Source organism: Runella salmonicolor (assembly GCF_024158025.1).
Lineage (GTDB): Bacteria > Bacteroidota > Bacteroidia > Cytophagales > Spirosomataceae > Runella > Runella salmonicolor.
Genome location: NZ_JAMZEL010000001.1, coordinates 248,684 through 270,491, shown reverse-complemented (window position 1 = coordinate 270,491; position 21,808 = coordinate 248,684). Strand labels below are relative to the sequence as shown.

The following is a 21,808-nucleotide window of genomic DNA, read 5'->3' as shown; positions in this document are numbered from 1 at the left end:
TTCATGACTGAAAACGACTACACTTCATCACGAAAAATACTGAGTTGGGCGGAGGAAGACCGTCCCCGTGAAAAATTGCTTTTGAAAGGAAAAGCCGCGCTGACAGATGCCGAATTGATTGCTATTTTGATTGGCTCAGGTACCGTTGAACTATCGGCGGTAGATTTGGCAAAGGTAATTCTCCAAAAAGCCTCTAATAATCTGAACGAATTGGCCAAGTTGACCACCAAAGATTTAATGAAAATCAAGGGTATCGGCGAAGCAAAAGCCATTACGATTATTGCTGCATTGGAACTAGGAAGACGTCGTAAAGAAAGTGAAATTGTGCGAAAACCACGCATTACGTGTTCAAAAGACGGGTACGAACAAATTCGGCCTTATTTATTGGATTTACCTCACGAAGAGTTTTGGTTGTTGTTGCTCAATCGGGCCAATGAGGTCATTCGTCCCGTTCAAATCAGCCAAGGAGGGGTTTCGGGTACGGTAGCCGACCCGAAAATGATATTTAAAGTGGCCGTTGAACATTTGGCCAGTGCCATTATTTTGGCACACAATCATCCCTCGGGCAATCTCAAACCTAGTGAGGCCGACAAAGACCTTACACGTCGCCTTACGGCGGCGGGTAAGCTGCTCGAAATCCCTGTTTTAGACCATATTATCTTTACGGATGGCGGTTACCTGAGTTTTGCCGACGAAGGATTGCTTTAAGATGAGATAACTCAATTTTGTAACTGCCCAACCTTTAGTTTTTAATCCATGTCTCACCAACTTAAAAAACAAATTACGCTCTTCAGCCTGACCATGATTGCGGTAGGGTCGAGCATTGGCTCGGGAATATTCCGGGCACCTTCTGAAATCGCGGGCTACTTGCCCACCACAGGCTGGATGTTGGGAGTATGGGTAGCGGGAGGGGTGGTGGCTTTGTGTGGTGCACTTACTTTTGCCGAAATTGCTTCTATTTTCCCAAAAGCAGGCGGTTTTTACGTGTTTTTAAAGGAAGCATTTGGCGAGCTTCCTGCGTTTTTATACAGTTGGTCCATGTTGTTGGTGATCAATACGGGTTCATTGGCGGCGCTCACGTTGGTTTTTACTTCGTACCTGAATGAACTGATTCCCATGTCAGAAAATGTGCAGCTCGCGGTGGCTGTTTTCACGATTGCGCTCCTCACCATTATGAATGTGCTGGGCGTAAAATGGGGTGGCGTGTTTGCCTCTGTTTTTACATCAGCCAAATTGGTGGGTATCGCCGTGGTGGTTATCATTGGTTTTGTGGCAGGAACATACGCCATAAACATTACAGATTTTACGTGGACCTCCAATGCGCAAAATTTACCCCTTGTATCCTCCTTTGGATTGGCGCTGATTGGGGTTTCTTTTTCGTACGGAGGCTATCAACACGCAACGTTTATTGCGGCCGAAGTCAAAGATGCCAATCGACTCGTGCCTCGCGCAATGTTGATGGGAATTGGTATCGTATGTTTAGCGTATTTAAGCGTAAATGTTGCCTATTTAAAGTTGTTGCCCATTGAGCGGATTGCGGCTTCTACGGGCGTGGCTTCAGAAGCTATTTCTACCGTTTGGGGATTGGGCGCTAAATTTATTTCATTTTTGATTGTGTTGTCGGTCTTAGGAACCATTGGCATTTATATCTTGACTGCGCCGCGCATTTATTTTGCAATGGCGCAGGATGGGTTGTTTTTTAAGCAGTTTGCCGAGATTCATCCCCGTTATCAAACGCCTTTTTGGGCCATTATTTTTCAGTCTTTCTGGACAATTGTATTGTTGATTTTCTGGAAAACCTTCTCCAATCTCATCACTTATGTGGTGTTTGTAGACACTTTCTTTTTCTTCCTCACCGCGGCGGCCATTTTTAAGTTCAGGCAGCGCAAACTAAAACGAAATTACAGCACCCTTGCCTACCCAATTACGCCGTTGATATTTATGGCTTTATCGGCTTTTGTTGTGGTTAATACGCTTATCGAAAAGCCTGAACAGGCGCTGGCAGGGCTGTTTTTTCTGGGATTGGGAGGAATCGCCTACGTATATTTTAAATGGAAAAGAGCATTGAATACAAAAAATTAGTATGATGATTACACAAACATTGATTGCGCTTTTTGAGCGGGATTTGAACAAACTGAAAGAAGAGCTTCTTGCTTATCAAAATGAAGAAACTATCTGGAAAACAGAAGCCCAAATTCCCAATTCGGCGGGAAACCTGACCTTGCATTTGATTGGTAATTTGAATGCCTTCATTGGGGCCGAGATTGGCAAAACGGGCTATGTGAGAAATCGTCCTTTGGAGTTCAGTGATAAAGACGTACCCCGCCAAAAAATGATTGCCGCGCTGGATTCAACGATTGAAGTCATTAAAAATGCCTTGTCGACCCTGACCGAGGAGGATTATGCTGCCGAATACCCTTTGGTGGTTTTTAAAGAAAAAATGTCGACCGAGTATTTTTTAATTCACTTGGCGGTTCATTTGGGCTATCATTTGGGGCAGATTAACTACCACCGTCGATTGTTAGACCGTATTTGATAGGATGTACTAATGAATAAGCGGCTCTTTTGAAATGGCCGTAGAAATGACTGTCTATGCTTAATAACAAACTACGTACTAGTCAGTGAATCAGGGACATGGATAAAATTTGTCAAACTTTACGTTGAATAAAATATTCTTTGCCTAAAAAAAGCGTTTACAAAAAGTAAAAATTGAACGCTTCTAATGTATTTTTACATCTTTCCAATAAGAAAATAAACTATCCTATGAACATGAACCGCAGAGAAGCATTGTCGCGGGTGGCCCTTTTGATGGGGGGTACTCTTTCGGCACCTACTTTAATGGCCTTTGGTGAAGGAGCTGCCATGCCCCAAACCGCAGGAGCTGCTTTTAGCTTTACGCCTGCCCAGCAAGCATTGGTTGCTGAAGTAGCCGAACATATCATTCCTCGTACTTCGACCCCTGGGGCGAAAGATGCAGGGGTGGGCCCTTTTATTGAGCTGATGTTGAAAGACTGCTACAAAGCGCAGGAACAACAAAACTTTTTGGATGGATTAGCAGATTTGGACGCTAAAGCCACCAAAGCCCACGGTAAGAAATTCATGGAAACTACTTCGGCAGAGCAAGTTGCGATTCTGAAACAGGTGGAAAAAGAAACCACTGAATTGATGAAAAACGCCAATGTTCAGCAGGTGAAAGTGGGAGATAATGTTGACAAAGAGGTAGTAGATTCCAAAAAACTCAAAGGCACTCCTTTCTGGCGTTTGGCCAAAGAGCTTACACTGTTTGGTTACTTTACTTCGGAGCAAGGAGCTACCAAAGCCCTTGACTATGTGCCTATTCCGGGCCGTTATGATGGATGTATTCCGTTGAAAAAAGGCCAAAAGGCGTACGCGTTGTAGATAAATTACGTACAAGAATTAAAACAACTAACCTAAGATGTATCTAAATATTGATGCCCAAAAAGAAATGACCTACGACGCCATTGTTGTGGGGTCAGGGATAAGCGGCGGATGGGCGGCCAAAGAGTTGACCGAGAAAGGTTTACGCGTGCTGTGCCTGGAGCGGGGTCGTGATATAAAACACGTAGAAGGCTACGAAACGGCCATGAAAGCTCCTTGGGAACTTCCTCACCGTGGCCGACCCGACAATCAGTCGGCGGAAGAATATTGGGCGGGCATTCGGACGGGTTATACGGTCAACGAAGAGCACCGTTACCTTTTTGAAAACGACAGCCAAAACCCTTACTTGGAAACCCGTCCGTTTGACTGGATTCGGGCATACCATACAGGGGGGCGTTCTCTGTTGTGGGGGCGTCAGAGCTACCGTTGGAATGAAGAAGATTTTATGGCCAATGCCAAAGAAGGAATTTCGATTGATTGGCCCATTCGATATAAAGACCTTGCGCCGTGGTACGATTACGTCGAGCGTTTTGCGGGTATCAGCGGGTCAAAAGACGGGCTTGATGTGTTGCCTGATGGTCAATTTCAGCCTGCTATGGAGCTGAATTGCCTCGAAAAGCACGTTAAGTCAGAAGTAATGCGGAAAATGGGCCGTACCCTGACCATTGGACGGGTAGCGCACCTGACTAAACCGCAGAGTATTCATACGGCACTAGGCCGGGCGGCGTGTCAATACCGCAATATGTGTATGCGTGGCTGTCCGTTTGGGGCGTATTTCAGTACGCAAGCGGCTACTTTGCCAGCGGCGATGAAGACCAAACGGTTGACTTTAGCCAACAACAAAATCGTGTCGGAAGTATTGTACGATGAGAAGAAAGGCCGGGCTACTGGCGTGCGGACCATCGACCAAAACACCTTAGAAGTGAAAGATTATTTTGCAAAAATTATCTTCCTCAACGCTTCGGCAATTCCATCGGCATCGATTTTGATGAATTCTAAGTCAAGCCGTTTTCCAAATGGATTGGGCAATGATAGTGACCAATTGGGGCGCAACATCATGGACCACCACTTAGGCGTGGGTGCATCCGGAACCTACGACGGTTTTGAAGATCAATACTATTTTGGCCGCCGTGCCAACGGGGTGTACATCCCGCGTTATCGCAACTGGGGCAAAGACAAACGCGATTATCTGCGTGGATTTGGCTATCAAGGCGGAGCAAGCCGTAGCAGTTGGGGACGTGGCGTAGGCATGGAAGGTTTTGGGGCGGCGTTTAAAGAAGAAATGACGGAAGTAGGAGGTTGGAACATGGGAATCGGTGGCTTTGGTGAAGTTTTGCCAAACGAAAACAACCGCTTTACCCTTCATCCCACCAAGAAAGACAAATGGGGTATGCCGTTGGTGGTGTTTGATGCAGGTTACGGCGAAAACGAGCGTAAAATGCGGATAGACATGAAAAACGACGCGGCTGAAATGCTCGAAGCAGCAGGTTTTAAGAACATCAATGCGTACGATAATACCAAATCAAATTTGGGAATTGGTATCCACGAAATGGGTACGGCAAGGATGGGTAAAGACCCTAAAACATCGGTGTTGAATGCGCATAATCAGGTACATACGTGTAAAAATATCTTTATGACCGATGGCGCCGCCATGACTTCGGCGTCGTGTGTGAACCCTTCGTTGACCTACATGGCGCTTACGGCCCGGGCAGCGGCGTTTGCGGTCGATGAATTGAAGAAGAAAAACCTGTAACCAGTCGACAAAGTGCGTTTACAGAAGTAGAAATAGTGTGCAGGAGGCGGTAGCAACACCGCCTCCTATTTTTTTGGGCTAAGATTTGTGACCGATGCTCTCTAAAATTTTAACCGCTTCCTTCTCGGCTTCCTCGTCTTTGTCATCGAATGTGATAGAAATGAAAAAATTGGTACGGCTTTTTAAGTCAACAATCCCCGCAAACATGATGCGGTCGCCATCTTTGAAGCCTTCTACGTAATACCCCGCAAAATCATCGTTTTCAAACGTGCCTTCGTCGTCCACTTCGGTGAGTTTGAGGCTTTTGGCGGCGGCAATGGTGGCGTCGTCAATGTCGGCCGCACTGATGGCTTTTTGGTTCCAGATATACATGAAAAGTTCCATGCCTTCACCCGCCATTTCAAATTCATTTTTTGTATCCTTCGTTATTTTAAAATCGTTGGGCACCGTTATTTCGATGTTATAATCATCCCAATAATAGGTCTTGTCGACATTGGGCGTAAAGGATGCTAAAGAAAACAGCATCAAAGCAGATGCAAGAAAGAAGCGTAGGGAGTTTTTCATTTGATTAATTGATTTGAGTTTAGATAAAGGGTAATCAGATTAAAAAATATAGAAATAAGGCTGATTCGGCATGAATCAAATAGGTTATGCTCTGTATATCACAGAATTATAAAAAAAAGCGTGTGGAGAAAAACTTATTAAGAGAAGTGTGCGGAAGAATTAGAGGCAAACAGGCCTATTGGATTCGTTAAATTAACTTTTCAACTTGATGATGTCAAGCAGTTTTACCTAAATAAAATTGAACCGAAGCCCAAAGGCGTTCTCTGGTAGCGGTTCAATTTTATGGAAAATGAGTCAAAACGGGTATTTCTTAAAATCTTTTCGGTTACTTCATTTTTTTTCCTTCGATTTTTTGACCTCCTTGGTATAAAATCAATTTGTCGACTTGGCCGCTTTCATTTTTGAAGAACTCTACCTGAGCATCGACTACTTTAAGGAAAAACTTGGTTTCTGACTCGGCAAAGAGTTCATTTTTGCCCTGACCCGTTGCCTGCGCAAAGAGTTTTTGAACTTCTTGGGTAATGCTAAGAATAAAACCGGGTGCGAGTTGATAATCCCCCGTGTATTTAGCCAAAATCGTTTCGTCTACTTTTTGCTCCATGCGCGTGGGAATCGGTTTGTCGGTTTTGGTCCAAAGCATGGTCTGTGCTCCCCGCTGACTAGAAATGACCCCCGTAATCATCTGATTGACATTGCGTTGGAAATTGAGAAATGACAAAGATGTTTCAAAAAAGAACTTGTCTTTTTCGTAAGGTTTTATGAGAGATTTGGGGCCTCCTGTGCGTTGAGAGTAGAGCTTCCCGTTTTCCAAAGAAATAATACGTTGACCTGCTTCGGGGTTTTCATACACGCCTATGTAGCCTTTTAAGGTGTTTTCATCTAGCGCAACTTCTTTGAAATTATAGGGTTTTTCAATGGCCCAAGCGGCCAATTTGGCGGCGACATTATCGGGTGATTTGGCGGTAGAATTAGAGAAAACGGCCACAAACACATCTTCTTTGGGTAAATAAATCGAACTTGTTAAAAATCCATTGATACCTCCGCCGTGTTCGATGGTCGCACTTCCCTGAATATCCCCCAAAAACCACCCGTAGCCATAATTGGTCGGTTTGCCATTGGCAAGTTTATAGGGCGTAAATGCCTTCTCCAGAGTTTCTTTTCGCACCAACTGATAGGCGTGGACGGCTTGGTGCCATTTCCACAAATCTTCGACCGTTGATTGGATAGAGCCCGCTGCGTAGGGCAATGTCATGCTCATGGGAGATGCATTCTGAATGCCATCTTTTCCGCGTTCATAACCCGCCGCTCGGTTTGGAATTAACTTGGCGTCGTTTCCGTAATAAGAATGGGTCATGCCCAGCGGCTTAAAAAATACTTGCTCAACGTAGTCGGGATAGGTTTTGCCCGACACTTTTTCGATGATGTACCCGAGTAGAAAAAAGCCCGAGTTGTTGTAGTGCCACTGAGTGCCTGGCGCAAAATCCATGGGCTGGTTCTTGAAAAAATTGATGAGTTCTTCGGGTTTCATATCCTTCTGAATCACATCGCCAAACTCCTTCATGTCGGTGTAACTCTTGATGCCAGAGGTGTGGGTCAACAGGTGTTCAACGGTTATTTTGTGGCCGTGGGTAGGATAATCGGGAATAAACTTAGTGATTTCATCCTCCAAACTCAGTTTTCCTTGCTCCATCAGTTGCAGAATAGCCACCGCTGTAAACTGTTTTGTAATGGAGCCGATGCGAAAAACCATCGAGGGTTGCATCGGTACGTTCAACTCTAAATTTGCCTGTCCAAATGCTTTTTGGTAGATGATTTTGCCCTTTTGCGCCACCAGCACCGTTGCGCCCGATTCGGCGGGCTTAAATTGGTCGGTGAGTAGCTTGTCAAATTCTGACGTAAGGGTTGTACTTTGGGCCAAAACTATTCCAGTGGTGAAGCACCAAATAGAAACAAAGAGGATTTTTAACGTTTTCATGGAATGATTGTCGGTTGATGGTAAACGTAAATTGGCTGTACTTTTATTTTTTTCGTATTAGGGTGTATTTAAGCACTCCAAAATCTGCTAATCCGCATTCGTTATTGGATTTGTCAAATTCAACACATTTGATTTGGTGAATAAGCAAGGTGTCTCCTCGAAATTTGAAGGCCATCCATTCTTTTTGGTCTTCGCTACTGCTCAAACTCACTTGGTCAATCTGCATTCCTGGCCCAATGTAGTCAATGGCTGGTTGATAATAACGGTAGTTTTCCAAACCTGTTATTTCGCCGTTGTTTTTAAATTCAACTTCTGTGCCGTCAGCCTGGCTATACTTACCTTTAAACAGGATTTCTTCCAGAATGAGCGGATTGTTTTTCTCGTTAGGCTTGGCATAAGGGCTGATTTTTACGAAGGCCTTATTGCCGATTTTAATTTTGGTGGGCGAGATTATTTTGATGTCTTTCAGGGGGCGCGTCAGACTGTCGACTACTACTTCGTAGAGTTGGTAGGCACCGTCTTTTTTTAGGACCCTGATTTCTTCACTGCCCTCGTGAAAATTCCAGACCATCATGGTGGGTTGGAGGGTACTATCTGGTATAACCACAAAAACATCTTCGCTTCCTTCTTGCGATTTTTGTGGCGATTGGTGCGTTTTGATGTCGTTAAAATAGGTTTCGCTCAACCAATACCCCGAAAAAGGAAGGGCAACAGAGGTTGTTTTGAAATCTGTGGCAGTGGTTTCGGTAGATTCTCCCTGTTGCTCGGGTTTTGAACAACTTATAACTAATATTCCCAAAACTAGGAGAAGAGAAAAGACTCGTTTCATGAATTTAAAGTAAAGCAATGACAATGCATCAAACTTACTTCTGGTTTTTTACATATCCAATACAATCGTTGGGGACTTATTATTAGGTCGAATACGGAAGCAAAAAAAATTAAGCACGCGAAAAACAAAGTCTTTCGCGTGGCTTACTCACTTAATTTATCTAAAAATTTTTACGCAAAAAGGGACTTTTGCGTGGCAATGTTTTTGTCTCGGTTGAATAGGAAATACGCCGCCAACGGTTGTAGCGGAGGTTGAAAGGGCATTTTAATAAGGGTGTTAATAATGTGTGTTAGTACTTCAAAAATGCAAAAGAATGCAATAGCCCCCAAATGAAAGTGCCTAAATGCCGACTTTGAGTAGCTAAATCGGGTATTTGTGGGGTTGAATAACGGAGTTGTTCCAAACCGAATTATTTTCCAAGCCATTCTTTAAAGCTGGTTACTCGGTCGCCGCTCACAAAGATTTCCTGTCGTGGGGGAGGAACAACTTCGACTTTAAGTTTTCCACCCGAATACGAATGTACGGTATGAATGGCAGATAGCGCAACCAAAAAAGACCGATTGAGTCGAAAGAAAAGATGCGGGTCGAGAAGTTGGACTAGTCGTTCGAGGCTATAATCCACGATGAGGCGAAGACCATCGTGGGTGGTTAGCAATGTTGCTTTTTCTTCGAACGAAAAATAAGCGATGTCTTGGGTTTTTATGCTGCGAAGTTTCGAGCCTATTGTAACCATAAAACGGTCTTTGTAGGCTGGGGTCGTTGATTTTTTGAGAATTTGAAGCAGCGCTGATACATTGTTTTCAGTGGGTTGTAGGGGCTTGTTTTGCCACAATGTCTTGAATTTATCCAACGCGGCGGCCAACTCGTTTGGCTCGATGGGCTTAAGCAAATAATCAATGCTGTTGACCTTAAATGCTTGAAGCATATAGTCGTCGTAGGCGGTCGTAAAAATAACGGGTATGGTAAGTTGCAGTTCTTCAATGATTCGAAACCCTAGGTCATCTTCTAGGTGAATATCAAGAAACAGTAAATCGGGCCAATCATATTGGTTTTCTTTAAACCAATTCACCGTTTTGGCAACTGAAGGAAGTTGTGCTGCTATCCTAATACTGGGGTCGTAGCGGTTGAGTAACGTTGCTAGTCGCTGCGCCGTTAATTTTTCATCTTCAATAATCAGGACATTCATGTCAGAAGCGGAATTTTAACCACAAAAACTGTATTTTGGTCCTCGACCAAAACGGGATGTGTTGTCAGCAGTTTGTAACGATTAATGATATTTTGTAGCCCTAAACCGGTGGAGGTTTCCAGTTTAGGACGGAGTTGGATGGGATTGCTCACAATTAGATAATTCGATTCGATAAAAATAAAAACTTTGAGGGGAGCCTCGGTTGACATTTGGTTGTGCTTCACGGCGTTTTCAATTAATAACTGCAACGTGAGTGGCGCTACTGAATAATGACCTGCGTCGTGTTCCGAGAGGTCGATGCTCACCCGTAACTTATCGTCAAAACGCGTATTAAGCAGAAAGATATAGGTTTTAAGAAAGTCTAGTTCTTTTTTCAAAATGATACGCTCGTGGTCGCTTTGTTCTAAAATATAACGATAGGCTTTTGACAGTCGACTGATAAATTGGATGGATAAAGCGGGGTCAGTTTCAATCAGCGATGTCAGGATACTGAAATTATTAAACAAAAAATGAGGACTTACTTGATTTCTCAGGGCCGTAAATTTTGCCTGAGCATTTTCTTTTTCCAAACGTTCAGTTTCGATTTGGATTTCACTCAATTGGTAATAGGCTCTTCGGTTGGAGGCTAAGTAAAAAGCTGATAAAAGGGCCATGATCGTAAGGCCATTATTCGATTTCTTCTTTTGACTTCTCGTGTATTGAAGCGCCATTGTACTTTGAGAAGACCTGTTTTGGGTAAGTCCAAATTGCGTTTCTAAGGCACTCTCGGCAGTACTCCATAATGTTCGGAAGCCCGTATTATAGACAACAGCCATGGCGCAGGCAATGACAAACATCGCCAATTGGGCGGGAATTTTAAATTCCATCAAAAAATCAGTCCCAAACCACCCAAATAGTTGTTGCTGAATCCATTCTATAACGCTTATCCAAACAAAGAAAAAGAGCACGATGACCGTAATTTCCATCACCCATAATGGAAGTCTTTGAGCCAGCGAAATCTCCTCGAAATCATAGATACTTATATACACCCGCAGCGGCATATAAATAATGGAGATACTTAATGCGAGTTGCCATTTTTGGCGAGTCGTAAGCCGGGCGGAGTGGGGGGTGTTCATTGCCTATAAAAATAAATTATGAGGCCATGAATACCAAATCAATGCACCTGAATCCTGATTTTGAGTCAATGAATGCCTAACATCAAGACCTGAGTGTTTTTAAATGTTGGTGTGTATGACTAAATAACTACTGGCACTTCTGTTCATCTGCTAAAAAAGGATGTATAAATGCTTAAAAATATCCTCATTATCACAAGGCGCAGATTTCTGTAAAATGGAATGAAAATGAGGCGAAATAGGTATGTCGAATTGAGAATTCAATTTTCAATGTAGCTACTTTTAACGGGTCTTGAATGATTATCGACCGTTTGATAACTTTTCGGTCATATTCTTAGGTGCTTTTGGCTTTGTCTAATGATAAACGTATATCATTGTGTTAAACAAAAATACACGGTAAGGTAGCCTTATACCTAGAGATTATACATAAAAAAACGTTTGGGGATATATTTAAACGGATAAAAAGTAATATCTGGAGCAATACATTAAGTTGATTTTTCAAACCCTATTTTATAGTCTTTTTGATTTGTAGTTTAGAGAATACTAAACCGTGAATAAGTATTGGTAGGAATCATTTGGGCAACTCAGAAGTGGGTTATAGGGTGTGAAAAAGAGCTAGTTTTCTACGCAATAGCTGTTGGTTTTAGTTTACATTAAATATTACCGTACACATCTTATGCCCTATGAAAAAAAAGATACTTCTTCTCCTTTTTTTGTGCAATTCCATTTTCTCGTCGGCCCAAATCAAAATAAATGAATTGATGGCATCAAATGCTACCACTATCACCGATAATGCAGGAGGGTACTCAGATTGGTTGGAACTTTACAATCCTACGGCATCCTCAATCGATTTAGCTGGGTATTATATCACCGATAATTTTTCCAATAAAACCAAGTTTCAATTTACAACTACAATGGGGCAGGTGGTAGTGCCCGCCAATGGTTATTTAATTATTTGGGCTAGTGGTGAAGTAACACGTGGGCCAAAGCATACGAGCTTTTCGCTTTCTGCGGATGGCGAGGCATTGGCGTTGGTTTTACCCGACGGGTTAACGATTGTAGACAGCCTGTCGTTTGGACCGCAGTGGAGGGATGTATCTTACGGGAGAGAACCGAACGGCTCGGCTACTTTTAAGTATTTTTCACCAGCGTCGCCGGGTTCTGTAAATCTTACGGCGAATGCGTATACGGGTTTGGCCGCATCTCCCGTATTTTCGGCAGAAAGTGGTTTTTATCAAAGTGCTTTTTCGTTGACTATCAGTAGCACAGAGCCAGGAGCTACCATCTATTATACCACAGATGGCTCTGATCCGAGTAGTGGAAATTTGGCAGGGACCAATTACACCTACAAGAATCAATACCCCGAACTGGTAGGCCAAACGGCTGGGCCTAGTTACACAAATACTTACCGGTCATATCAGTATAATGGTACTCCTATCAGTATTATAAACAGAAATTCGCCCGTACTGCCCAACGTAGTTTCCAATATTTCGACCACGATAAAATATAGCTATACTCCACCGCAGGCCGACTCGGTGTATAAAGGAACGACCGTACGTGCCAGAGTGTATGTGCCAGGGAAATTGCCGAGCGAGATTATCTCAAAAATTTACTTTTTTACGCCTTCAGGATTACCAAAATATACTGTCCCAGTCATATCTATCCAAACCACCCCCAGCCGACTTTTTGATTATACAGACGGAATTTACGTGGCTGGAAAAGATTTTGTTGATTACAGGAATGGGACCAATACTTCGGGTACCGAAAAGAATTACAATCGCTCTACCGAAATTCCCGTCAATTTTGAAATATTGGATACAAACGGTGTAAACTTTAGTCAGAATGTGGGGCTACGTATACACGGGTCAGGTTCGAGAGATCTCGATAAGAAAAGCCTAAGATTCTATGCCAGTGGCGCTTATGGCGACACGGAGTATAATTATCCCCTCGTTCCAACGCTTCCCTTTACCAATTTTAAGCGTTTTATGATGAAAACATCGGGAAATGACTACGAAAGAACGTTGTTTAAGGATGCCTCTATATCGCAAATGGCCGAAGGTCTAAATTTTGAAAATCAGCAGTCACGTCCATCTGTGATGTTTATTAATGGGGAATATTGGGGGATACATCACATTACAGAGCGCCTCGATGAATACCATTATGCCAATCATTTTAACATTGACGCTGATTCGATAGAGTATTATTCGGGTTTTAATGACAACAACGTGCCCGAAATTGAGGATGACTCAGGGCACTGGGGAGTTACGCTCAATTTTATGAAAAACAATGCAATGTCTAATACCGCAAACTATAGTTATATAAAGGAACGTGTTGATATTGAGAGTTTTATTGATTATACGGTTATGGAGCTTTATGCTGCTAACTGGGATTGGCCCATTGGGAATATTACTTATTGGAGATACAAAACACCTTACTCATCTACCAAACCGAAAGGAAAAGACGGTCGTTGGCGCTGGGCTTTGTACGACACCGATTTGAGTTTTGAAGAATACAATGAAAACTATTTTACGAAATTTGATAATCCCAATACTGCTGATTATCCTTATAAATACCTCATTGAAAATGCCGAGTTCAAAAACCAATTCATTACCCGGTATGCTGATTTGATAAATACCCATTTTCAACCCGCCCGCTTGCTGGAGATTATCAACGCTAAAAAAAACGTCATTGATGCAGAAATAAGAGGGAATATCACCCGTTGGCAGCGTCCTTCAACGTATGCGAATTGGCAAGGTTTTGTAAACCTGATGACAACGTTTGCCTCGCTGCGTCCTCCCATTGTTCGCGAACATATTCAGAGTCGTTTTAGCCTTAGTGGTCAGTACGACTTGACAGTCAATGTTTCCAATCCTGACCACGGCTATGTGCGGGTCAATACGATTGATATTTTGCCCACAACCCCAGGGGTGAGCGCTTCGCCTTACCCTTGGACGGGTAAATACTTTTATAAATCTGACAACTCTCTTCCAGTGGTGATACGAGCGCGTCCGAAACCGGGCTATAAGTTTAAACATTGGGTCTACAATGCTATGATATTGACCGATAGCATACAGACCATTACTGCTACTTCGGCCCGTAGCTATACCGCTGTTTTTGAGTCTGCGATATTGTCAGACAATCCAGTCCCTACGGTCGCATTATTGGAAGCGTGCGGGTATAGCTTCACCGCGTGGGATTCTACCTCAGCGGCTGGTACTACTCCTGCCAACATGAAATTTGTGTATATGGCGGATGGCGACCCAGGGGTTAGTTCAGCTATTGCTGGTTATACCAATGGTGCCTATAATTTGACAAGTTCTACCAGAATAAATGGACGTAATGCTCGAGGGTTTTCATTTATAAATACGGGTGGCGGGAATAATCCTGGGTACCCCGCTACTGGTACAGGAGGACAGTTGGGAGGGGCTATTTTGGCTATAAATACGCAAAATAAGGATGAAGTAACTGTTAAGTGGAAGGGGCGGACCCGAGCGATAGGGACAAGAGAATACGCGATTCGCCTGCAGTATCGTATTGGCGACCAAGTGAATTTTACGGATTTATTGAATGAAAGCAATCAATTAATAGAATACAATCGAGGAGTGGTGGGTGACAGTGCAGTATTTGAAGTAAAATTGCCCGTTTCGTTGCTAAATCAGCCTTATATTCAATTATTGTGGCGCTATTATCGCAAGGCAGGCACTAGCGGTAGCCGTGACGAATTGGGGGTGGATGATATTTTTGTGGAGAGCAAACGGGTGTTGAGTGGAACAACTGCGGCGGGTGTGAGCACGGTGAATGATGGTGTATTGTTTTCGACGGTGAGCGTGGCAAGTACGTCGAATGTGCTGTATGAGGCAAAACGCTTTATTGAGCTGAATCCTGGCTTCAACACGAGCCAAGGGGCGGTGTTTCAAGCCCAGATTAAGGGCTGTCCGTAAAATAAATAAATAAACCTTACCTCGTATGAAAAACTCTTTTACCCTCCTGCTCTTGTTGGTGAGTGCTACACTTATTAGGGCACAGATTAAGATTAATGAACTCATGGCCTCCAATGAGAATACGGTTGTTGACAACGTTGGGGCGTATTCTGATTGGGTAGAGCTTCACAACCCAAGCGGAGCTGCGATAGACTTGGCGGGCTATTATCTGACGGACGATTATTCAAATTTGAAGAAATTTCGGTTTACTTCTACTGCAGGACAAGTGGTGGTACCTGCCAACGGTTATTTGATTATTTGGGCCAGCAGTACGGTGTCAAGTGGTGCAACTCACACGAGTTTTTCGTTGTCGGCCGATGGTGAGCGGGTAGCGTTGGTGATGCCAGATGGTCTGAGTATAGTGGATAGTCTGACTTTTGGCCCCCAACGGATGGACATATCTTATGGTCGGCTGCCCAACGGAGGAACTACGTTTAAGTATTTTACGGTGTCCACGCCCGGGGCGGCCAATGTGGTTACTAACAGTTATGATGAGTTGTTGAGTCCGCCAGTTTTTTCCCATGCAGGAGGCTTTTATAGCAGTAGTTTTGGTTTAACGATTAGCCACCCCGACCCTGGGGTGAGTATTTATTACACCACGGATGGGTCGGTACCTTCGGCGGGGAGTTTGACACCTCAGAGCTATACCTACCGTAACAACTATCCGGGTAGCAACCAGACGAAGCAGTACCAGTCGTATAGTTACACGAGCCCTCTGACGGTGGATGATGCATCGAATTTGCCCAATAAAATCAGCACGATAGCCAGTACACACAGCTCAAATTTGGATTATTTACCGACGGCTCCGCTTTATAAGGGGAAGGTGATTCGGGCGGTGGCGGTAAAGGCAGGGGCGTTGACGAGTGAGATTACGTCGAGTTCATTTTTCTTTTCGCCGACTGGCGCCAATAAGTTTACGTTACCCGTTGTGTCGGTGATGTCGCAGGAGGATGGATTATTTTCCTACAACAACGGGATTTATGTGCCAGGAATTGATTTTGACAATTGGCGAAATGCCAACCCCACGCTCATCCCCGATTTTGGAAGTCCCGCTAATTATCGACGTACAGGCGAGCCTGCCGAACGGGCATCTCATTTTGAAATTATTGAATCCGATACCGTAGTATATAAGCAAGATGTGGGGATTCGCATCAATGGTGGCTGGTCCCGGGGATTTAAATTTAAATCATTGCGGTTGTACGGCACCGACCAATACAAAACCATTGAGCACCCTTTGTTTCCGCAATTACCCTATGATGAATATAAAACGTTTATCCTACGGAATGCAGGTAATGATTACAATGGGACATTTTTTAAGGATGCGCTGGTCCATGAAACCGTTGCTCACCTGAAGATTGATATTCAGGCGTATCGACCAGCATTACTTTTTTTGAATGGTGAATATTGGGGTATTCATAATATGCGTCAGCGGCAAGATAAACACTATTACGCGCAAAAATACGGAGTGAATGGGGATAGTCTGGATATCATAGGAGAAGAGATTGAAGAGGGCACTACTACTCATTATAGATCGATGATTAGTTATATTAATACCAATGGTGTAGTAAGCAATACCCACTATGATTATGTTCAAACCCAGATGGATGTGGAGAGCTTTCGCGACTATCAGATAACCGAGATATTTTACAACAATCAAGATTGGGGAACCAATAATATTAAATATTGGCGTTTGCAAGTCCCTTATAATCCATTAGCACCTTTGGGGCACGACGGTCGATGGCGCTGGAGCTTATATGATGCCGATGCTACAATAAGTAATTGGACTGATAATAGATTGTCGATTGCTTCTTCATTTACAAATTATTGGGACGCGGGCTTTCTGTTGGGAAAGTTATTACAGAATCAGACATTTCGGAACGATTTTATCAATCGATTCGCCGATTTAATGAATACAGTATTCACGACTTCTTATCTCACGGGTTTTATTGAAGCAAAACGCAATGGAATAAGCGCCGAGATTCCTGCCCATCTAGAACGTTGGAAAACCTTATCAGATAGCGCAGCGTGGCTGTCGAAAATTGCTAATTGTATTACTTTTTTTCAACAGCGCCCAGGCTATCAGCAGACCCATATCCAAAGCAAATTCGGTCTTAGTGGTCAGTACAACCTGACGGTCAATGTGTCCAATCCTGCCCACGGGTATGTTCGGGTCAACACTATTGATATTTTGCCGAGTACCCCAGGTGTAAATGCTTCGCCTTATCCTTGGACGGGTAGCTATTTTTATAAGTCGGATAATTCGATTCCCGTGGTGCTACGAGCGCGTCCGAAACTTGGCTATAAGTTCAAACATTGGGTTTACAACGCAACGATACTGACCGACAGCGTGCAGACCATTACGGCGAGTTCGGCTCGTAGCTATACGGCAGTTTTTGAGCCAGCCTTAGTAGCCGCCACGTTGGAGTCTTGTGGATATGTTTTTAAGGAGTGGGCCTCTAGCTCTACGGCGGGTACATTTCCCGCAAACATGAAATTTGTGTACATGTCCGACACCGACCCAGGATTGAATTCGGATGTAAAGGGCTTTACGACGGGGGGATATGCCCTAACGAGCGGCACCCGTATTCGTGGTCAGGGGGCAAACGGGGTATCATTTGTGAATACGGGCAGCGGTACGGTTTATCCTGGCACGAAGCTAGGCGGTGCTCTTTTAGTGTTGAATACGGAAGGCAAGGACAGTGTAAGTGTGACTTGGACGGGGCGAACATTTGCGCGAGGAGCGCAGGAATACGGGATTCGACTTCAGTATAGTATTGATAAAATCGAGGGATTTGCGGATGTATTAGACGCCAATAATCAAGTGGTAGAATACAGCCGAGGGGCTGTTGGGAGCAGTTCGGTGCTGAAGGTGAACCTGCCGAGTACGTTGTTGAATCAGCCTTATGTATACTTGTTGTGGCGCTATTATCACAAGGTAGGCACGAGCGGTAATCGCGATGAGTTGGGGGTGGATGATATTTATGTGGAGAGCAAGCGAGTGTTGAGTGGGAGTACAGCGGCGGGTGTAAGCACGGTGAATGAAGGTGTATTGTTTTCGAGGGTGAGTGTGGGGAGTAGTTCGCAAGTATTGTACGAGGCCAAACGCTTTATTGAACTAAACCCGGGCTTCAACACGAGCCAAGGGGCGGTGTTTCGGGCCCAGATAAAGGGCTGTCCGTAGGGAGGGATTTGCGTTATTCTTTTAATTCTAAAACGGTTTTAAAAAAAAGCATATTTATTAGCACAAAATCTTTTTGATTGAAACTCTTCTTCGTGTATTTAAAAATTAGGAAAAAGTTTTTTACACTTTTTCCTAATTGCAATTTAATGCTCAAGCCTAGTCCTTTATTCTTCTGCGACGCATTTTTTAATTTATCCTAAAAAAAAGACCGTTTGATAACTTTTTGGTATAAATTAAAATAAATGGAATAATTATGCATTTTATTTGCCGTAGTTGTTGATATTTATTGATTAGAAAACTTCGCTATTTATATTGAAAGGTATATTTTTTTACCTATTTGTTCGGGCATATTCAGAGTAGTTTTTTGATTACTAAGAATCCATTGACTAAGGCTTCAATGAAAGAATTAATTATAACCATCTAAGTTGTATTAAGATTGAAGTTTTTCGATTTATAGACCCACAATTACCTTTTCTAATTAAACCCTGAATACTGAAATCTATTTACTACTTACTAAAAATTGTTCTAGCAATAATCATTTGGTTATTGACAAAATGGCTTGTTTTTAGATGACGTAAATCAGTGGTTTACAGCCTGTTTTTAGTAATAAATCAGATTGAATATAAGTTTTTTATGAAACACTTTTTATTGGGATTGTTTTTTTTTCTGCATGTCACCAGCCTGTGTGCACAAGTGAAAATCAATGAAGTGATGGCTTCCAATCAGAATACGGTCACCGACAATGCCGGCGAATATTCCGATTGGATTGAGTTGTATAATCCAAGCGGTAGCCCCGTTGATTTGGCGGGTTATTACATGACGGACACGTATTCCAATTTAACCAAATTCCGTTTTACCACCACCCCCGGGCAAGTGGTCGTACCTGCCAACGGTTACTTAGTAATATGGGCGAGTAGTACCGTATCAAGAGGGGCCAATCACACGAGTTTTTCGCTGTCGGCCGATGGGGAGCGGGTAGCGCTGGTGGATACCAACGGCGTTACGATTGTAGATAGTCTTTCGTTTGGGCCTCAGCCGATGGATATTTCGTACGGTCGGTTGCCAAATGGAGGCGTGGGCCTGAAGTATTTCAAACCTTCGTCGCCCGGAGCTGCCAACGTTGAGGCTAACAGTTACAATGAGTTGTTGGCTCCGCCTGCGTTTTCTCATTCAGGCGGATTTTATAACAGCTCGTTCATGCTTTCCATGAATCATCCCGACCCAAGCGTTAAGATCTATTATACCATCGACGGCTCGGTGCCCGATTCTACAAAACTGACGCCCCAAAGCTACGAATACCGCAATGCATTTCCGGGACCTAGTCTGTATCAGACCTATCAATCTTATCAATACACGAGCTCAATATCGGTGGCCGACCCTACAAGTTTGCCCAACAAAATCAGCATGATGGCCAGTACCCACAGTCAGGTGCTGGATTATTTGCCGGCATCGCCCATCTATAAGGGTAAGATTGTCAGGGCGATGGCCGTGAAGCCCGGGGCATTGCCGAGTGAAATTACTTCGAGTTCGTTTTTCTTCTCGCCGACTGGCGCCAATAAATTTACGCTGCCCGTGGTGTCAATCATGTCGCAAGAAGATGGGTTATTTGATTATTACAACGGGATTTATGTACCCGGGATTGATTTTGATACTTGGCGGTTGGCCAACCCGACTCAAGGCCCCGATACCGATAATCCCGCCAACTACCGTCGAACTGGCGAAGCCGCCGAGCGGGCGTCCCATTTTGAAATTATTGAGTCTGATACGGTGGTTTACAAACAAGATATTGGGCTTCGAATCCACGGCGGTTGGTCGCGTGGGTATCGGTTTAAGTCATTGAGAATCTACGGCACGGATCAATATAAAACCATCGAAAATTCGATATTTCCTGATTTGCCTTATTCTGAGTACAAAACGTTTATCCTGCGAAATTCAGGAAACGATTATGCAGGAACGTTATTCAAAGATGCTTTCATCCACGGGTCGGTGGCACACCTGAAGATGGATATTCAGGCGTACAGACCTTCCATTCTTTTTTTGAACGGAGAATATTGGGGCATTCATAATTTGCGCCAACGGCAGGATAAGCATTATTATGCCCAAAAATACGGAGTGGATGCGGATAATCTGGACGTGATAGGTACGGAGGTAGACGAAGGTGATACGCAGCACTATGATGCCATGCTCAATTATATCAACGTAAACAATATCGCCAACGCGACGCATTACGACTATATCAAGACCCAAATGGATGTGGAGAGTTTTATAGATTATGAGATTGCGGAAATTTACTATAACAACTGGGATTGGGGCCCCAACAACATCAAACTTTGGCGTTTGAGAACTCCTTACAACCCCAACGCAGCCTATGGCCATGACGGACGGTGGCGGTGGAGCCTATACGATACCGACCACGCCATGACTGAGCCTACCCAAAACCGACTTTCGATTGCTTCCACCATCGGGACCGTTGGCAGTCCGGGGTTTTTGTTGGGAAAACTATTGTTGAACGAAACGTTTAAGTATGCGTTCATCAATCGTTTTGCCGATTTGATGAATACGGCCTTCCTGCCCGCCCACCTCACGCAACTCGTCAATGCCAAACGCGACGGTATCAGCGCCGAAATTCCTGCCCACCTCGACCGCTGGAAAACACTGGCTAGTAGCACCGAGTGGTTAACTAAAATCAACGACTGTATTACGTTTATTCAACAGCGTCCCAACAATCAACGCGGTCAGATTCAGGGTAAATTCGGTATCAGCGGCCAGTACGACCTGACGGTCAATGTATCTAATCCTGACCACGGGTATGTGAAAGTAAACACGATTGAGATTTTACCAACAACGCCCGGCGTCAGTGCTACGCCTTACCCTTGGACGGGAAGGTATTACAACAGTATTCCAGTCCAACTGCGGGCTTACGGAAAAACAGGTTATAAATTCAAACATTGGGTGTATAATGCGACGATTCTAACCGACAGCGTGCTGACGGTGATAGCGACTTCTAATCGTAGTTACACGGCTGTTTTTGAGGTTGTTCCGTTAGACCCTTGTGGATACCGTTTTACCGAATGGGCTTCTACATCTACTCCTGGCACAAGCCCAGCCAATATGAAATTTGTTTATATGGCAGATTCAGACCCTGGGGTAAGTTCATTGATTGCGGGCTATACGAGCGGGGCATTTAATTTAATAAGCAGTACCCGAATTAACGGATTGGGAACAAGGGGGTTCTCTTTTATTAATACTGGAGGGGAGAACGTTGGCTATCCTGCCACTAAGTTGGGAGGGGCATTACTGATATTGAGTACAACAGGCAAAGATGAAGTGCGGGTCAGATGGACTGGGCGTACCGTTAAAATAAACCTCCGTCAGTATGCCATTCGGTTGCAATATCGTATCGGAGATCAGGGAAGTTTTACTGATGTATTAGATGCTAACAATCAAGTAGTTGAATATGTCCGGGGTAGTGCCGATGGTGATAGTACGGTGTTTGACGTAACGCTGCCCAATGTTTTGGCCAACCAGCCTTACATTCAATTGCTGTGGCGTTATTACCGGCAAAGCGGTACGAGTGGTGCGCGCGACGAATTGGGGGTAGATGATATTTTTGTGGAAACTAAGCGAGTGCTAAGCGGACCTACGGTGGCGGGAGCAAGTTCCCAGCAAGAAGGAATGCTGGTTTCGACGGCGAGCGTGGCAAGTACGTCGCATGTGCTTTACGATGCCAAACGCTTTATTGAACTAAACCCGGGCTTCAACACGAGCCAAGGTGCGGTGTTTCGGGCCCAAATCAGCGGGTGCCCCTGACCTACATACATCCCGCAAG

The 21,808-nt window shown here is 44.0% G+C and carries 13 protein-coding genes; 8 read left to right on the top strand and 5 right to left on the bottom strand.

All coding sequences use genetic code 11. The features are described from left to right. Positions 1-3: 3 nt before the first annotated feature. The 5 genes from radC (at position 4) to NCI00_RS01215 (ending at position 5,152) form a co-directional block, all read left to right on the top strand. The gene (radC, locus tag NCI00_RS01235) at positions 4-708 is read left to right on the top strand and encodes a RadC family protein (RefSeq protein ID WP_253524151.1); all 705 of its coding nucleotides are present in this window, start codon (positions 4-6) and stop codon (positions 706-708) included. Positions 709-756: 48 nt separating this feature from the next. Then, positions 757-2,082 (top strand): APC family permease, encoded by a 1,326-nt coding sequence (locus NCI00_RS01230; RefSeq protein WP_253524149.1) that lies wholly within the window; start codon positions 757-759, stop codon positions 2,080-2,082. A gap of 4 nt (positions 2,083-2,086) precedes the next feature. Next, entirely contained in the window at positions 2,087-2,536 is a 450-nt protein-coding gene (locus tag NCI00_RS01225; RefSeq protein WP_253525991.1) for a DinB family protein, read from the top strand. A 233-nt stretch (positions 2,537-2,769) separates the two neighbouring features. Next, positions 2,770-3,399, top strand: a complete 630-nt coding sequence (locus NCI00_RS01220; RefSeq protein ID WP_253524147.1) for a gluconate 2-dehydrogenase subunit 3 family protein — start codon at positions 2,770-2,772, stop codon at positions 3,397-3,399. Between the two features lie 37 nt (positions 3,400-3,436). Next, positions 3,437-5,152, top strand: a complete 1,716-nt coding sequence (locus tag NCI00_RS01215) for a GMC oxidoreductase (RefSeq protein WP_253524145.1) — start codon at positions 3,437-3,439, stop codon at positions 5,150-5,152. Between the two features lie 78 nt (positions 5,153-5,230). Here the strand turns inward: NCI00_RS01215 and NCI00_RS01210 are convergent, their stop codons facing one another. The 5 genes from NCI00_RS01210 to NCI00_RS01190 all read right to left on the bottom strand — a co-directional run bounded on the left by NCI00_RS01210 (position 5,231) and on the right by NCI00_RS01190 (position 10,821). Continuing rightward, entirely contained in the window at positions 5,231-5,716 is a 486-nt protein-coding gene (locus tag NCI00_RS01210; protein ID WP_253524143.1) for a hypothetical protein, read from the bottom strand. A gap of 325 nt (positions 5,717-6,041) precedes the next feature. Further along, on the bottom strand, positions 6,042-7,691 hold the full coding sequence (locus NCI00_RS01205; protein WP_253524141.1) for a serine hydrolase: 1,650 nt from the start codon (positions 7,689-7,691) through the stop codon (positions 6,042-6,044). 43 nt (positions 7,692-7,734) lie between these two features. After that, positions 7,735-8,520: a hypothetical protein gene (locus NCI00_RS01200; RefSeq protein ID WP_253524139.1), complete on the bottom strand. Its 786-nt coding sequence runs from the start codon at positions 8,518-8,520 to the stop codon at positions 7,735-7,737. A 409-nt stretch (positions 8,521-8,929) separates the two neighbouring features. Continuing rightward, the gene (locus NCI00_RS01195) at positions 8,930-9,706 is read right to left on the bottom strand and encodes a LytR/AlgR family response regulator transcription factor (RefSeq protein WP_253524136.1); all 777 of its coding nucleotides are present in this window, start codon (positions 9,704-9,706) and stop codon (positions 8,930-8,932) included. Next, positions 9,703-10,821, bottom strand: a complete 1,119-nt coding sequence (locus tag NCI00_RS01190) for a sensor histidine kinase (RefSeq protein ID WP_253524134.1) — start codon at positions 10,819-10,821, stop codon at positions 9,703-9,705. The genes NCI00_RS01195 and NCI00_RS01190 overlap by 4 nt, the downstream gene beginning before the upstream one ends. Positions 10,822-11,501: 680 nt before the next feature. Between NCI00_RS01190 and NCI00_RS01185 the strand changes: the two genes are divergently transcribed. The 3 genes from NCI00_RS01185 (at position 11,502) to NCI00_RS01175 (ending at position 21,789) form a co-directional block, all read left to right on the top strand. Further along, complete coding sequence (locus NCI00_RS01185; RefSeq protein ID WP_253524132.1) at positions 11,502-14,759, top strand: CotH kinase family protein; 3,258 nt, start codon at positions 11,502-11,504, stop codon at positions 14,757-14,759. Positions 14,760-14,784: 25 nt separating this feature from the next. Next, on the top strand, positions 14,785-17,979 hold the full coding sequence (locus NCI00_RS01180; RefSeq protein ID WP_253524129.1) for a CotH kinase family protein: 3,195 nt from the start codon (positions 14,785-14,787) through the stop codon (positions 17,977-17,979). A 633-nt stretch (positions 17,980-18,612) separates the two neighbouring features. Continuing rightward, the gene (locus tag NCI00_RS01175; protein WP_253524126.1) at positions 18,613-21,789 is read left to right on the top strand and encodes a CotH kinase family protein; all 3,177 of its coding nucleotides are present in this window, start codon (positions 18,613-18,615) and stop codon (positions 21,787-21,789) included. Positions 21,790-21,808 lie beyond the last annotated feature (19 nt).

What these genes read in the sequence shown, in the direction of transcription:
- NCI00_RS01205 (WP_253524141.1), bottom strand. Translation starts at nt 7,691, where the DNA reads ATGAAAACGTTAAAAATCCTCTTTGTTTCTATTTGGTGCTTCACCACT.
- NCI00_RS01180 (WP_253524129.1), top strand. Translation starts at nt 14,785, where the DNA reads ATGAAAAACTCTTTTACCCTCCTGCTCTTGTTGGTGAGTGCTACACTT.
- NCI00_RS01195 (WP_253524136.1), bottom strand. Translation starts at nt 9,706, where the DNA reads ATGAATGTCCTGATTATTGAAGATGAAAAATTAACGGCGCAGCGACTA.
- NCI00_RS01200 (WP_253524139.1), bottom strand. Translation starts at nt 8,520, where the DNA reads ATGAAACGAGTCTTTTCTCTTCTCCTAGTTTTGGGAATATTAGTTATA.
- NCI00_RS01210 (WP_253524143.1), bottom strand. Translation starts at nt 5,716, where the DNA reads ATGAAAAACTCCCTACGCTTCTTTCTTGCATCTGCTTTGATGCTGTTT.
- NCI00_RS01185 (WP_253524132.1), top strand. Translation starts at nt 11,502, where the DNA reads ATGAAAAAAAAGATACTTCTTCTCCTTTTTTTGTGCAATTCCATTTTC.
- NCI00_RS01230 (WP_253524149.1), top strand. Translation starts at nt 757, where the DNA reads ATGTCTCACCAACTTAAAAAACAAATTACGCTCTTCAGCCTGACCATG.
- NCI00_RS01220 (WP_253524147.1), top strand. Translation starts at nt 2,770, where the DNA reads ATGAACCGCAGAGAAGCATTGTCGCGGGTGGCCCTTTTGATGGGGGGT.
- NCI00_RS01190 (WP_253524134.1), bottom strand. Translation starts at nt 10,821, where the DNA reads ATGAACACCCCCCACTCCGCCCGGCTTACGACTCGCCAAAAATGGCAA.
- NCI00_RS01225 (WP_253525991.1), top strand. Translation starts at nt 2,087, where the DNA reads ATGATTACACAAACATTGATTGCGCTTTTTGAGCGGGATTTGAACAAA.
- radC (WP_253524151.1), top strand. Translation starts at nt 4, where the DNA reads ATGACTGAAAACGACTACACTTCATCACGAAAAATACTGAGTTGGGCG.
- NCI00_RS01215 (WP_253524145.1), top strand. Translation starts at nt 3,437, where the DNA reads ATGTATCTAAATATTGATGCCCAAAAAGAAATGACCTACGACGCCATT.
- NCI00_RS01175 (WP_253524126.1), top strand. Translation starts at nt 18,613, where the DNA reads ATGAAACACTTTTTATTGGGATTGTTTTTTTTTCTGCATGTCACCAGC.